General features: G+C 71.3%; 13 protein-coding genes. 9 read left to right on the top strand and 4 right to left on the bottom strand.

From position 1 onward, the window contains the following. Positions 1-85: 85 nt before the first annotated feature. The 4 genes from OHS33_RS15860 to OHS33_RS15845 all read left to right on the top strand — a co-directional run bounded on the left by OHS33_RS15860 (position 86) and on the right by OHS33_RS15845 (position 3,337). The gene (locus OHS33_RS15860) at positions 86-394 is read left to right on the top strand and encodes a DUF4229 domain-containing protein (RefSeq protein WP_330331054.1); all 309 of its coding nucleotides are present in this window, start codon (positions 86-88) and stop codon (positions 392-394) included. Positions 395-560: 166 nt separating this feature from the next. Then, entirely contained in the window at positions 561-638 is a 78-nt protein-coding gene (locus OHS33_RS15855) for a putative leader peptide (RefSeq protein WP_330335068.1), read from the top strand. Positions 639-731: 93 nt separating this feature from the next. Then, a complete protein-coding gene (locus tag OHS33_RS15850; RefSeq protein WP_330331053.1) occupies positions 732-2,096 on the top strand; it encodes a dicarboxylate/amino acid:cation symporter in 1,365 nt (454 codons plus the stop codon). Between the two features lie 161 nt (positions 2,097-2,257). Next, positions 2,258-3,337 carry a S1C family serine protease gene (locus OHS33_RS15845; protein ID WP_330331052.1) on the top strand — a complete coding sequence of 360 codons (1,080 nt, stop codon included), beginning with the start codon at positions 2,258-2,260 and terminating at the stop codon, positions 3,335-3,337. Between the two features lie 9 nt (positions 3,338-3,346). Here the strand turns inward: OHS33_RS15845 and OHS33_RS15840 are convergent, their stop codons facing one another. Next, positions 3,347-3,670, bottom strand: a complete 324-nt coding sequence (locus OHS33_RS15840) for a hypothetical protein (protein ID WP_330331051.1) — start codon at positions 3,668-3,670, stop codon at positions 3,347-3,349. After that, positions 3,667-4,041, bottom strand: coding sequence for a hypothetical protein (locus tag OHS33_RS15835; protein WP_330331050.1), 375 nt, complete (start codon positions 4,039-4,041; stop codon positions 3,667-3,669). The genes OHS33_RS15840 and OHS33_RS15835 overlap by 4 nt, the downstream gene beginning before the upstream one ends. A 117-nt stretch (positions 4,042-4,158) precedes the next feature. Here OHS33_RS15835 and OHS33_RS15830 point away from each other — a divergent pair, with 117 nt between their 5' ends. Both OHS33_RS15830 and OHS33_RS15825 read left to right on the top strand, forming a co-directional pair. After that, a complete protein-coding gene (locus OHS33_RS15830) occupies positions 4,159-5,379 on the top strand; it encodes a helix-turn-helix domain-containing protein (protein WP_330331049.1) in 1,221 nt (406 codons plus the stop codon). Between the two features lie 473 nt (positions 5,380-5,852). Next, the gene (locus OHS33_RS15825; RefSeq protein WP_330331048.1) at positions 5,853-6,692 is read left to right on the top strand and encodes a helix-turn-helix domain-containing protein; all 840 of its coding nucleotides are present in this window, start codon (positions 5,853-5,855) and stop codon (positions 6,690-6,692) included. 223 nt (positions 6,693-6,915) lie between these two features. On the opposite strand, the gene OHS33_RS15820 is transcribed toward OHS33_RS15825, so the two are convergent. Next, a complete protein-coding gene (locus tag OHS33_RS15820) occupies positions 6,916-7,386 on the bottom strand; it encodes a hypothetical protein (RefSeq protein ID WP_327364939.1) in 471 nt (156 codons plus the stop codon). Between the two features lie 282 nt (positions 7,387-7,668). Here OHS33_RS15820 and OHS33_RS15815 point away from each other — a divergent pair, with 282 nt between their 5' ends. The 3 genes from OHS33_RS15815 to OHS33_RS15805 all read left to right on the top strand — a co-directional run bounded on the left by OHS33_RS15815 (position 7,669) and on the right by OHS33_RS15805 (position 11,865). Continuing rightward, a complete protein-coding gene (locus tag OHS33_RS15815) occupies positions 7,669-8,217 on the top strand; it encodes a GNAT family N-acetyltransferase (protein ID WP_330331047.1) in 549 nt (182 codons plus the stop codon). An 87-nt stretch (positions 8,218-8,304) separates the two neighbouring features. Next, the gene (locus OHS33_RS15810) at positions 8,305-10,179 is read left to right on the top strand and encodes an AMP-dependent synthetase/ligase (RefSeq protein ID WP_330331046.1); all 1,875 of its coding nucleotides are present in this window, start codon (positions 8,305-8,307) and stop codon (positions 10,177-10,179) included. Between the two features lie 105 nt (positions 10,180-10,284). Continuing rightward, positions 10,285-11,865 carry an alpha/beta hydrolase gene (locus OHS33_RS15805; RefSeq protein WP_330331045.1) on the top strand — a complete coding sequence of 527 codons (1,581 nt, stop codon included), beginning with the start codon at positions 10,285-10,287 and terminating at the stop codon, positions 11,863-11,865. 40 nt (positions 11,866-11,905) lie between these two features. On the opposite strand, the gene OHS33_RS15800 is transcribed toward OHS33_RS15805, so the two are convergent. After that, positions 11,906-13,090 (bottom strand): lipase family protein, encoded by a 1,185-nt coding sequence (locus OHS33_RS15800; protein ID WP_330331044.1) that lies wholly within the window; start codon positions 13,088-13,090, stop codon positions 11,906-11,908. Positions 13,091-13,142 lie beyond the last annotated feature (52 nt).

The following is a 13,142-nucleotide window of genomic DNA, read 5'->3' as shown; positions in this document are numbered from 1 at the left end:
GGGGGCCCGGCATGCTTCACTGGACGGGCACGTATCAGGGCGTACCGACGCCCGCAGCCGACGCAGACAGAGAGAAGGGGTCACCGTGTCCCTCAAGCCGAGCGCAACGATCCGCTACACGACGATGCGGCTGGCCATCTTCGTGGGCTGCTTCGTCCTCGTCCTGGCCCTGGTCAAGGTCGGTGTCGTGCCGTCCTCGCTCGGCAAGGCCAACCTCGCCTGGGTCGCCCTGCTCGCGCTGGTGCTCTCCGCGCCGCTCTCCTTCGTGCTGCTGCGCAAGCAGCGCGACGTGATGTCGGAGCAGATCGCGGGACGCGTCGCGGGTGCGAAGGAGCGGCTCGCCGAGAACCGTGCCCAGGAGGACGCGGCGGACGACGCCGCCCGCGCGCACTGACCTTCTCTCTCCTCTTTCTCTTCCTTCGTTCGAAGCGCCCCGGCGCCGGGATGACCCCGGCGCCGGGGCGCTTTCGTGTTGAGTGCTCAAAGCACTCCTTTGAGATTCTCAAAGGATAAGTGTTAGCGTGTTCAACATGTTGACGTCAGCTGCGCCCTTCGAAGCCATGAGCACCCTGCTCGTGGCGCGCCTGCACGTCGACCTCTGCCGCCGCGCGTCCGCGGCCTGTTGCTGCTGTCGCTGATCCAGCTGATCCAGCGCACGTAGGCAGCAGCGGTCCCGGCCGGCCATCTTCCGGCTGCTGTACCGCATCACCACCACCACCCGGAGAGTGTCCGTGTCCGCGACCCCCGAGGCCCCCGCAAAGGCCTCCTCCAAGTCCTCCTTCAAGTTCCCCTTCTGGGCCCAGATCGTCACCGGTCTCGTGCTCGGCGTGCTGTTCGGCTGGCTCTCGCGCAGCCAGGACATCAGCTGGCTGGCCACCACCCTGGAGAAGATCGGCGACATCTTCGTCCAGCTCCTCAAGCTGGCCGTCGCCCCGCTCGTCTTCTTCGCCATCCTGGTGTCGGTCACCAACCTGCGGAAGGTGAACAACGCCGCCCGCCTCGCCTCGCGCACGCTGCTCTGGTTCATGATCACCTCGCTGATCGCGGTCGGCATCGGCCTCGCGATCGGCCTGCTGACCAACCCGGGCTCGGGCACCGGCCTCACCGCCGCCGACGGCAAGGAGCCCAAGCGGCACGGCTCCTGGATCGACTTCCTGACCGGCATCGTGCCGAAGGACATCATCACGCCGTTCACCGAGCTGAACGTGCTCCAGATCGTCTTCCTGGCCGCCGTCGCCGGTATCGCCGCCCTCCAGCTGGGGTCGAAGGCGCAGCCGGTGCTCACGCTCGCCGAGTCGGTCCTGGAACTCCTCCAGAAGGCCCTGTGGTGGGTCATCCGGCTCGCCCCGATCGGTACGGTCGGCCTCATCGGCACCGCCATCGCCAGCTACGGCTGGGACCTGATCGGCAAGTACGCCGTTTTCACCGCCGACGTGTACATCGGCTGCGCACTCGTGATGTTCGGCGTCTACCCGCTGCTGCTCGCCACCGTCGCCAAGGTCAACCCGGTCCAGTTCTTCAAGGGCGCCTGGCCCGCGATCCAGCTGGCCTTCGTCTCGCGCTCCTCGGTCGGCACGATGCCGGTCACCCAGAAGGTCACCGAGCGCCTCGGCGTCCCGAAGAACTACGCGTCTTTCGCCGTCCCGTTCGGGGCGACCACGAAGATGGACGGCTGCGCCGCGATCTACCCGGCGCTCGCCGCGATCTTCATCGCGCAGATCTTCGACGTGCCGCTGGGTGTCGGTGACTACCTGCTGATCGCGTTCGTCTCCGTGGTCGGCTCCGCCGCCACCGCCGGTCTGACCGGCGCGACCGTGATGCTGACCCTGACCCTGTCCACGCTGGGCCTGCCGCTGGCCGGTGTCGGCCTGCTGATGGCGATCGACCCGATCCTCGACATGATGCGCACCGCCACCAACGTGGCCGGCCAGGCCCTGGTCCCGGTCATCGTCGCCGCCCGCGAAGGCATCCTGGACCGCACGGCCTACGCCGCCGCCTCGTCCTCCCCGCTGGACGAACTCCCGTCCGCCGAGGCGTCCGCTGACGCGCCGGATGCGCCCGCCGTGGCCGAGGAAAAGGTCCCGGTCGCCGTCTGACCGTACGCCCTCACCTCACGCCACCACCCCACTCATCGCAGCCCCCGCCCCCGTCCGGGCGGGGGCCGCGGTGCGTTCGGCGCCCGCGGGCTTGCCAGGACACCCCGGGGCGGCGGGATTAGCCTGAGGGAGGGGATCCGTCCTCGGAAGGTGGCGTGCGCATGAAGGTGCGGCGCAGCAGCGTGGTGATTGCCGCGACAGTGGTGCTCGGGGCCCTGGTCGGCCCGTCCGCGTCGGCGGACCAGGTCGACCCCAAGAAGATCTACGAACGGGCGGCGCCTGCCACCGTGCTCGTCACGGGGAAGTACGGCGCGGGCACCGGTTTCGTCTACGACGCGGGCAAGGGGCTCATCGCCACCGCTGCCCACGTGGTGCAGGGCGAGCCCTCCTTGAAGGTCTCGGTCGGGGACCGACCCCCGGCACCGGCCCGCGTCGTCGGGATCGACCCCTGCGAGGACCTGGCGGTCCTGACGTTCGCCTCGGTGCCACCCGATCTGAAGGCCCTGGAATTCGGCACGAGCAAGGACGTCCAGACGGCCGACACCGTCATCTCGCTCGGCTACCCGGCGGGGCTCGGCGATGCCAACCAGAAGGTCGTCTACACGGCCGGCTCGGTGCAGAACCCGAGCATCGTGAACGCCGAACCGTCGACCTCGCTCCCGCGCTATCCCGCCACGATCGAGCACTCCGCGACCATAAACCCGGGCAACTCCGGCGGCCCGCTGCTCAACAGCAAGGGGAAGGTCGTCGGGATCAACGTGCTGGCCTCCACCGGCGAGACACAGGGGCAGTTCTACGCCATCACCAGCGACCACGCCCGGCCCCTGCTCGACACCCTGGCCGACGGGGCCGTGAAGAACGACCCGGGCTGGACCCTCGTGGGGCTGGACGACCCGGACCTCAGCGCGTACTACGTCGAGGCCAAGGACCAGACGGACGCGGAGAACGCCCAGAAGAAGCTGATCGCCGACGGGGTGACCGGGGTGTTCGTCATCGACTCCCGGACGAACTCGCCAGCGGCCAAAGCCCAGCTGGGTGCCGGGGACGTACTGACCACCATGAAGGACACGCCGGTGGCATCGGTCGCCGACGTCTGCGACATCCTCGAATCCTCACCGGCGGGTGAAAAGGTTCCGCTGGAGGGCGTGTACTCCACCAATGCCGACGGCACCAAGACCAAGTTCGGCGAAGCCTGGTCGGCCGACCTCGTCCTCGACAAGGGCACGGGCCCCGGCCATTGAGGCCGGACATTACTGTTGCTGGCGTGCGCGGCGCCGGGCCTGGTGCTGGTCTTCTTCGGCGAGGAGGGCGTGGATCGCTTCGGCGAGGGCGATGGCCTTCGGCCAGCCGTCGGGGAGGCGGGTCGCGATGTGCCATGCGGCCAGGGCGGCCGCGGCCTCCATGGTCCGGCGGCCTTCGGCTTGGAAGTGGAAGCACCGCACGCCGTGGGCGACGAGGCTGCCGCCGTCGCTCAAGTACGCCAGCCACTGCGCGGTGACCGCGCTGTCCGGCGGCTGCTCGGCGTGGGCGAGTACGTACGCCGCCTCCTGCGCGAGGCGCGACTCCCGGCTCACGGCGCGCCCGCCCGTACCGGCTTGCACGACGGGTCGTGGAGGTCGTGCACCCAGTCCGAGGGGCGGGCGCCGGATGCAGAGTGCCGGATGAACTCCCGCCCGCCAGTGTGGATGGGGCGGTCGCAGGCGGCGCAGATCCGGCTGACTGCGACCAGGGTGTCGGGCGCCGCGGTGAACTCCAGGCCGTTCGCCGCGCGGACGTACGCGGTCCGGGTGTGCTTCGGGGTCCCGGCGACCGTGCCGACGTACTCCTCGACTACGGCCATCAGCACGCCCTCCCGGTCGGACTTCGGGTCGCGGACCTGCTGATGCAGTAGCCGGTGGCCGACGTGTCCGAATGCCTCGGCCGGACCGCCCTCGCGTACTTCCATGCCCATGCTCCCTACCGTCGTCAGTGGGGGGTGCACCCCCCGGCGTCGACCACCATGTCGGGTGTTCCTGGGGGCAATCCACTGCCGCGTCCTATAGGGCCGTCCTATATTTCGAGCATGGAGTCTGAGCTGGACTTGTGGGTGCACCCAGGGCTTCGGGCGGCCGCGGCGGCGGAGGACTGGCCGTCGTTGTTGAAGGCGTGGCGCAAGCTGACGCGCAGCAGCCAGAGCAAGCTCGGCGCTCTCATCGGCCTGGCGCAGTCGGACATCTCCGCGATCGAGAACCGGCGGCGCGAGGTGACGTCCATCGAGGTCCGGCAGCGCATCATCGACGGCCTGGACATTCCGACCGAACTTCTCGGCGGAGTCCCGTCGGAGATGCCCTTGCCTTCGCTCGTCCTGCCTCACCTGGTGGCTGATCCGGAGACGGAGCGGCTACGGCGGATCACCGCTTCGGGAATGCGGCTGGACGCGCCCTCGCTCGCGGCGATGGAGCGTTTGCTGGCCGAACATCGGCGGGCCGAGGACACGTTGGGTTCGCGCGTCATGAATTCCGTGGTGGCCATGCAGTTCGAGGCGGTCGCCGGACTCTACGGTCAGGCGCGTGGGCCGCTCGCGGACAGGCTCGTGAAGATCATGGCCGAGTACGCGCAGTTCCTCGCGTGGATGGCGCAGGACCAGGACAACGCGTCTGTGGCGCTGGGCTGGTTCGACCGGTCCTATGACTGGGCGCTGGAATCCGGATACGGCGATATGGCGGCCACCACCATGAGCATGAAGGCTCACATGGCCTGGTCGCAGGGCAATGGCCGGCGCTGTGTTCGGCTCGGCGAGGCAGCCGCGTCGACTGCCGGAGCGAGCGAGGTGACGCGCGCCATGGCCGTACAGATGGCGGGCCGAGGCCATGCGCTTGAGGGTGATGGGGGCGCGGCGTACCGCAGGCTGGACGAGGCGCAGTCGATCATTGCCAATGCCGCGGACGCCCCACCGTGGCTGTATTTCTACGGCGAGTCCTGGTTCGCGGCTCAGCGCGGCATGGCCGACCTGCACCTGAAGGAGTGGAGCAGCGCGGTCACCCATCTGACGCTCGGGTTGACCGGCTTCACCTCGACGTTCCGGCGCGACCGGGCCTGGTACGGGGCCTGCCTGGCCCACGCCTATGCGGGTGCCGGAGAGGCCGACGCTTCGCTGACGACGGCGCTCGGGGTGATCGGCGACGCCTCCGAGATCGGCCGTCCGCACGCTTGGGGCGAGCTGCACAAGGTGGGCGGGCTCCTTCTACGGCGAGGGGCTCACGAGGGCCGGGTACTGGTCGACAGGCTCGCGGAACTCGACTGAGGCGAAGGCGGACACCCGGGGCGACCGGGTTCCGTGGATCCGCGATGCGGGGTGGGGGCTTGGAGTGGGGAGGCCTGGATCGTGGGGAATCGCGATGCGGTCGGGGCCGATGTAACCCCTTTAAGGACTGGGTGAAACCAACCAACCCAACCCAACCCCAACCCGTCCGGCCCCCGGTAACTCGGATGGGTGAACTCTGCCAACTGGGGTGGATTTCCGGTGGGTTGGCGGGCATATGCTCGCCGCACAACATCAGACCATGAGACGGCCCCCGCCGGGACTGGCATCCCGAACGAGGGCCTGACCAACTAGGAAGTAGCCGCTTCCCTATGGCTCCAAAGAACCCTAGCGCGCCCTCGCGCGTGTCGTCCCGTGTTCGTGCCGGGACCGCCCGATCCGGTGTCGTCCACGTCAACGTGCGGCATGCCTCTCACTTCGTCGTGGTCGGCAATCATCTCGCCCAGCATGCGGAGATGTCGCTGGTGGCGATCGGGCTCGCCACCCATATCCAGTCGCTGCCGGAGGGTTCGCGCATCGGCATCCAGCGGCTCACGCAGCGGTTCCCCGAGGGGGAGGTGCGGATCGCGGCGGCGCTGCGGGAGTTGGAGGCGTACGGCTACTTGGAGCGCACCCGGGTCCGGCTGGATACGGGCCAGGTCGTTACCCGTACGGTGTCCTACAACCAGCCGCGCGGCGGCACGTCCCCGGGGCCGGGGCCGGGGCCGGGGCCGGGGCCGGGGCCCGAGCCGGAGCCGCCGACTGACCCGGGCCCGGAGCCCTCGCCGGAGCCTCCGGCCGACCCGGAGCCGGATCCCGCCCCCGAGCCGTCGCCGACCCCCGCGCCCGCCCCGGAGGCGCCCGCCCCGGAGGCTCCGGCCCCCGAGCCCACGCCCGCGCCGGAGCCCGCCCCCACCGGGCAGATCGGGCAGGAGGCCTTCGAGCTGCTCGCGCGGCTGCGGGTCGAGGATCCCCGGCTGCTGCTGCCTGACCGGGCCATCCGGCAGCTCGCGCCCGGGGTCGTGGAGTGGCTGGGCCGTGGCGCCGAGCCCGAGGCCGTGGGCCGCCTGCTGGCCGGGGACCTGCCTGCAGATCTGCGTCACCCGGCGGCCCTGATCGGGTACCGGCTGCGGACGCTGATCCCGCCGCAGCTCCCGCCAGCCCGGGCCGCCAGGACCACCGGGCCCGCGGGGGCCGCCGTACGCCCGGATCCGTTCCAGACCTGCGACGGCTGCGAACGGGCCTTCCGCGCCCCGCACCCGGGCCGCTGCCGGGACTGTCCTCCCGGGGCATCGGCCGCGTCGGCGGCCGCCTAGGCGAGTCATTCCGAAGTGATCGCGCTCAGCTTGCCGATGGGCCAAGGGGCCATTCGATGGCGTGCTGCTGGCCCGTGGACATGCATGCTGACTGCGCCAAGGCGGGCTTTGCGTCCCTCGAGAAGCCGGCGAAGTAGATGACGCTCGCCGCACAATGGAGGCCGGAGCTGGTGCTGCTTGTCCCGGGCCGCTCACGGCAGCTGCCGAATCCCTCCCCGGGGCTTCAACCTAGCTGGTCGCGCACGAGATCAAGGAATGCCTGTCGGCTCGGATGGATGTGCGCCCAGACCTTCTCATCCTGTGGCTCTCCCGGGTCTTCGGGGCCCTTCCTGATCACCTCCTGTACTGCCCACGCGAGGCTGCGTGCCGCTTCGCTGACCTCGGACGCGCACAGTACGTGGATCGTCTTCTGCGTCACCCACACCCTGTCAAGGACCTGCCTTGCCCGGGCCTGCCACTGCTCGTCAGCCAGGTTGTGGTGATACCGATCCACCGCGACTCGTTCTGCTTCCTGCACCGCAGACAGAAATGCGATGAGGTGCGTGAGACGCTCGTTGCGGCGCGCCTCGGCAAGTTCACGGACACTGCGGCGCGCCTCGCCGCGTTCCAAGGCGCGTCCTGCCGAGCGTTGGGCCAGCATCGACATGAGCCCGCCGAGCAGGACGCCGATAAGCGGCGCAAGCGTTGTCCACACAACGTCCGATTATGACATCGATGGCATGAACACGGCACGGGGTTCGGGCAATATCGGGCCGGGACCGGGACGCGCAGACGGCCAGGTTGTCGCAGCCAACCACAAGACCGGACAGCCATTCACACGGTCCCTGATCGACTACGACCACTGATCACTTCGGAATGACTCATCTAGGCGAATGGCCTTGCCGATTTCCTCGGCCTCCTGCAACGCTCGGGCAACCGTTTTCATCAGGCCGAGGGGGAGCACGTGACGCGGCAAGGGGTCATCGAGACAGGGTGGTTGGACGGATCGGCCGCGGTGCGGGCCGAGGACGCGTTCAAGGTGATCTACGCCGAAGTGTTCGCGGAGCCTCCGTACAACGAGACCGCTGACGATGTCGACGCGGCCTTCCGGCGCTTCCATGTGCAGGCTCGGATTCCCGGCTTCCGGGCCGCCTTGGCCCGTAGCGCGGAGGGCGAGCCGATCGGCATGGCATACGGCCATCCGCTTCAGCCCGACGCCGTGTGGTGGGACGAGCTGACCGAGCCCGTGTCCGACGAGATGCGGCGCGAGGACGGGCGCCGCACCTTCGGGCTCTTCGAGCTCGCCGTGCGCGGACCGTGGCGGGGGCAGGGGGTCGCGCGGCGGCTGCACGAGACGCTGCTCGACGGCATCGGGGCCGAGCGGGTGCTGTTGAACGTCCAGCCGGCGAACAAGGCCGCGACGGCCGCCTACCGGGCGTGGGGCTACCGCAAGATCGCCGAGGCGTGGCCATGGGGCGAGGGAACGGACCTGCGTGACGTGATGATGCTCGGTCTGCCGGGTGGGGGCCGCGTGGAGCCTGCGTGAAAAAGGGGTCCGGGGGCTGGTCGGGCGTGGTTACCGGTGCGTAGATTACCGGCGGTAACATCCGTGCCGGGCTGAGGAGCGTGCACCGTGGAAACCGAGCAGCACGAGCAGCAAGAGCCCCCGCGGCTGGTGGAACCCGTCAAGACCGTGATCGACGGGGTGGTCCGGGAGGTTTCGGTGCCCGCGCTCGTCGGCGCCTCCGCCCACGGGACCCTCGGGGACATCCCCTTCGACAACGCCCTCCAGGCCCCCGGCGAGCCCGTGCTCGCCCGCAAGGACCGTGACGGCGTCTGGCACGACGTGAGCGCCGCCGCCTTCGCCGCCGAGGTGCTCGCCGTCGCGAAGGGCCTGATCGCCGAGGGCCTGCGGGCCGGCGACCGGCTCGCCATCATGGCCCGCACCACCTACGAGTGGACCCTGCTCGACTTCGCGGGCTGGGCGGCCGGGCTGGTCACCGTCCCCATCTACCCCACCTCCTCCGCCCACCAGGCCCGCTGGATCATCGAGGACTCCGGCGCCGTCGCCTGCGCCGTCGAGGACACCGTGCAGGCCCGCGTGATCAGCGGCGAACGGGTCGCCCTGCCCGGCCTCGCGCACCTGTGGGAATTCGACACCGGCGCCCTCGCCCGGCTGGTCAAGGCCGGTGAGCGGATCCCGGACGCGCTCGTGCACGAGCGCCGCGCACGCTGCGCGCCCGACTCGGCCGCCACCCTCATCTACACCTCCGGCACCACCGGCCGCCCCAAGGGCTGCGTCCTGACCCACGGCAACTTCCTTGCCGAAGCCGACAATTCGGTCGCCCTGCTGCACCCCGTCTTCCGGTCCGTCAGCAAGGACCCCGCCTCGACGCTCCTCTTCCTCCCGCTCTCCCACGTCTTCGGCCGCACCGTCGCCATCGGCTGCCTGCGCGCCCGCGTCAAGCTCGGCCACGCCCCGAGCATCCAGACCGACGACCTGCTCGCCGACCTCGCCGGATTCCGCCCGACCTTCCTCCTCGCCATCCCCTACGTGCTGGAGAAGGTCTACAACACCGCCCGCGCCACCGCCGAGAAACTCGGCCGCGCCGCCTCCTTCGACCGGGCCGCGCGCATCGCCCGCAGCTACGGCGAACTGGCCGAGGGCGCGTCCCCGGGGCTCGGGCTGCGCGCCGCCCGGGCGCTCTACGACCCGCTGGTCTACCGGCGGATCCGGGCCGCGCTCGGCGGCCGGGTGCGCTACGTCCTGAGCGGCGGCTCCCCGCTCGGCCGCCGCCTCGCCGCCTTCTACACGGGCGCGGGCATCGAGGTGTTCGAGGGGTACGGGCTCACGGAGACGACCGGGGCCAGTACGGTCACGCCCCCGCTCCGGCCCCGCCTCGGCACCGTCGGCTGGCCGCTGCCCGGCACCGCCGTGCGGATCGCGGACGACGGCGAGGTGCTGCTGCACGGCCGCCACGTCTTCGCCGGGTACTGGAACAGCGGCGCGGGCCTGCCCCAGGGCAGCTGGTTCCCCACCGGGGACATCGGCGAACTCGACGCCGACGGGTACCTGACGATCACCGGCCGCAAGAAGGACATCATCATCACCTCGGGCGGCAAGAACGTCGCGCCCGCGCCCCTGGAGGACTGGCTCCGCGCCCACCCGCTCGTCGGCCAGTGCATGGTGGTGGGCGACAACCGCCCGTACGTCACCGCGCTGATCACCCTGGAGGCGGAGGGGCTGGCGCACTGGCGGCTGATGCACAAGAAGCAGCGGATGCCGCTCGCCGAGCTGGTGCGCGACGAGGAGCTGCGCGCGGAGCTGCAGAAGGCCGTGGACGAGGCGAACAAGCTGGTCTCGCGCGCCGAATCGATCCGCCGCTTCGCGGTGCTGCCCGCCGACTTCACGGAGGAACGCGGCCACCTCACCCCCTCGATGAAGATCAAGCGGGCGGCGGTGGCCCGCGACCACGCCCGGGAGATCGAGGAGCTGTACCGGAAGTAGCGCCCCGGGGCGTGCGCAGGCCCGTGACCAGCCGTTCCGCCTGCGCAGGCGGGACCGGAGCGGCCCGCTTATGGTGGTCCGGGGGCAGCCGCCGAGGAGGGCGCCGTGCACCGGTCCCGTTCCCGCCGTACCGCTGTCGTAAGCCTCGCCGTGCTGGCGCTGGCCTCGCTGGGGGCCGGGCCCGGCCCCCGCACGAGTCCGAGCCCCGACCCCGCCGCCCTCGCCCGCTTCTACGGCCAGCACATCCGCTGGGGGGACTGCCCGGACCAGCCCGGCGCGCCCGCCGCCCTGCGCTGCGGCACCCTCACCGTGCCCCTCGACCACGCCGACCCCGCCAAGGGCACGCTCTCGATAGCCATGGCCAAGATCCCCGCCAACGGCCGCAAACGGCTCGGCTCGCTCCTCCTGAACTTCGGCGGGCCCGGCGGCCCGGGCGTCGAGGCGCTCGCCGCCGACCCCAAGGCCTTCGCCGACCTCGGCGAGTCCTACGACCTGGTCGCCTTCGACCCGCGCGGGGTCGGCCACAGCGCACCGGTCAGCTGCGGCGGCGTCCTCGACGCGGCCCCCGGCGACGACTCCGCGACCGGCGAGGATCCCGGGACCGGCGACGACCCCGCCGCGCAGCTCGCGGCCCTGCGCGCGGTGGCCGAGCGCTGCGCGGAGCACTCCGGCCCCGTGCTCCCGTACATCGGGACGGTCCACGTGGCGCGCGACCTGGACGTGATGCGCCAGGCGCTCGGCGACGACAAGCTCAACTACCTCGGCTTCTCCTACGGCACCCGGCTCGGCGCGGTGTACGCCGCGCAGTTCCCGCGCCGCGTCGGCCGGATGGTCCTCGACGGGGTCGACACGCTGACCGAACCGCTGGTGGAGCAGGCACTTGTATCGGCCCAGGGGCAGCAGCAGGCACTGGAGAACTTCCTGCGCTGGTGCACCCGCCGGCAGGGCTGTGTCTACGGAACCAACACCCGCACCGCCAAGGAGAAGGTGAACGCCCTCGTCACCCGCCTCGACACACAGCCGCTGATCGGCGAGGACGGCTCGCCCTTCACCGGGCAGGACGCCACCCGGGCCATCGCCGGCGCGCTCTACTCGCAGGATTCCTGGCCTTCGCTCGCCGAGGGCCTGGCGGCCGCCGAGCGGGACGGCGACCCCACCGGGCTGCTGCAACTGGGCGGACCGACCGGCCCGCCGCCCCCGGAGGCGAACCCCGCGCCCGCGGCGCACCCGGTGCCCGCCGACAACATGGAGGCCGCGCTGATCGCGGTGAACTGCGCCGACGACCCCGACCGGGGTGACGCGAAGGCCAGTCCGGCCGCGATCGAGAAGGAGATCGACGCCCGGGCGGCCGAATTCCGCGCCGCCTCACCGGTCTTCGGGCCGCACCAGCTGATGACGGTCCTGTCCTGCTACGGACGCCCCGCGGGCAGCGGCTTCCTGCGCGCCATCGACCGGCCGGGCGCCCCGCGCATGTTGCTGGTCGGCACGCGCGGGGACCCGGCGACCCCGTACCGCTGGACCGAGGAGACCGCGGCGCGGCTCGGCTCGGCGGTGGTGCTGGACTACAAGGGCGACGGGCACGCCGCCTACTTCCACTCGGTGTGCGTGCGCGAGCGGGTCAACGCCTTCCTCGTCGAGGGGGAGCTGGCGAGCGGGACGATGTCGTGCCCCGCCGGTGACTCTTGAGGTCCCCTGGCCGGCGGGGCCTTGAACCACCGCGGAACGCTCAGCAGTTGCTGTCCGCCGGGCGCCCGGCGAAGCGGTCGGCCAGCCAGTTGCCCGCCGCGGCCGCCCCGCTGATCCCCCCGGTGATGTGGCCGCGGCCCGGGATCGCGTGCCAGTGGACGTTCGCGCCCTTCGCACACCAGTCGGCGCGCAGCTGCTGGGCGACGGCGTACGGGATGAACTCGTCGCTGACCGCGTGGTACTGGTACACCGGCGTGGCCGGTGCGGTCCGGCCGAGCTTGGACTGGTTCATCCGGGTCTGCCAGTCGGGCTGGGCCAGCGGGTCCCTCGTGGTCATGTCGGAGATCCGCTTGAAGGAGCCGCCGATCGTGTCGATCGCGGCGCAGTGGGTCCTGAGACCGGCGACGAAGGTCTTGCCCGCCGGGTTGAGATAGGAGTCCAGGTTCAGTTCCGGGAAGGCCGCGTCCTGGCCCGCGGCGGCCATGAAGATGAGGCCGGAGCCGGCGGAGCCGTTGTTGAAGTCCATGACCTTGAGCAGGTCCGCCGGGACCCCGCCGGCCGCCGCCCCCTTGACCTGGAGTTCGGGGGCGTACGAGCCCTGCAGCTCGGCCGCCCAGCTGGAGGCCTGGCCGCCCTGCGAGTACCCCATGATGCCGACCGGGCCGGAGGCCGGCAGCCCGGCCTCCGGCAGCCGCTGGGCGGCGCGCGCCGCGTCGAGGACGGCGTGCCCCTCCGACGGGCCGACGGCGTAGGTGTGCGGGCCCGGGGTGCCGAGGCCCTCGTAGTCGGTGACGACCACCGCCCAGCCGCGCTGGGTGAGCCGCTGGATGAGACTGCCCTCCGAGGAGGTGCCGTTGGGGAAGTGGTCGCTGGGCGCGCAGGAGTCGTCGAGGCCGACCGTGCCGACGGCGTAGCTGACCAGGGGGCGGGGGCCGGCGCGGCCGTCCTGCGGGACGATCACGGTGCCGGAGACCACGTTGGGGGCGCCGTCGGCGGTGGTCGAGCGGTAATGGATCTTCCAGGCCTTGGTGTTGGTGGACTGGCCCGGCGCCGGGCGGAACGACGAGGGGGCGCTGGCGACCACGTCGCCGGGCCGGTCGGCGGCCCGCGCCGCGTCGGCCGAGGCATGGGCGGTGGTGGCGGGGATCCCGCCCGCCAGGGCCAGGGACAGGGCGGATACGGCGGCGAGTGCGGTGCTTCGGATCGCGGTGCTTCGGATGCGCATGGGGGGCTCTCCCAAGGGGTCCGTGTGGGGGCGGTGAGGAGACCGTGGTGAC

It is taken from the genome of Streptomyces sp. NBC_00536, from assembly GCF_036346295.1.
In the GTDB taxonomy this organism is placed as follows: Bacteria; Actinomycetota; Actinomycetes; order Streptomycetales; family Streptomycetaceae; genus Streptomyces.
This window is presented reverse-complemented; position numbering and strand designations above follow the sequence as displayed.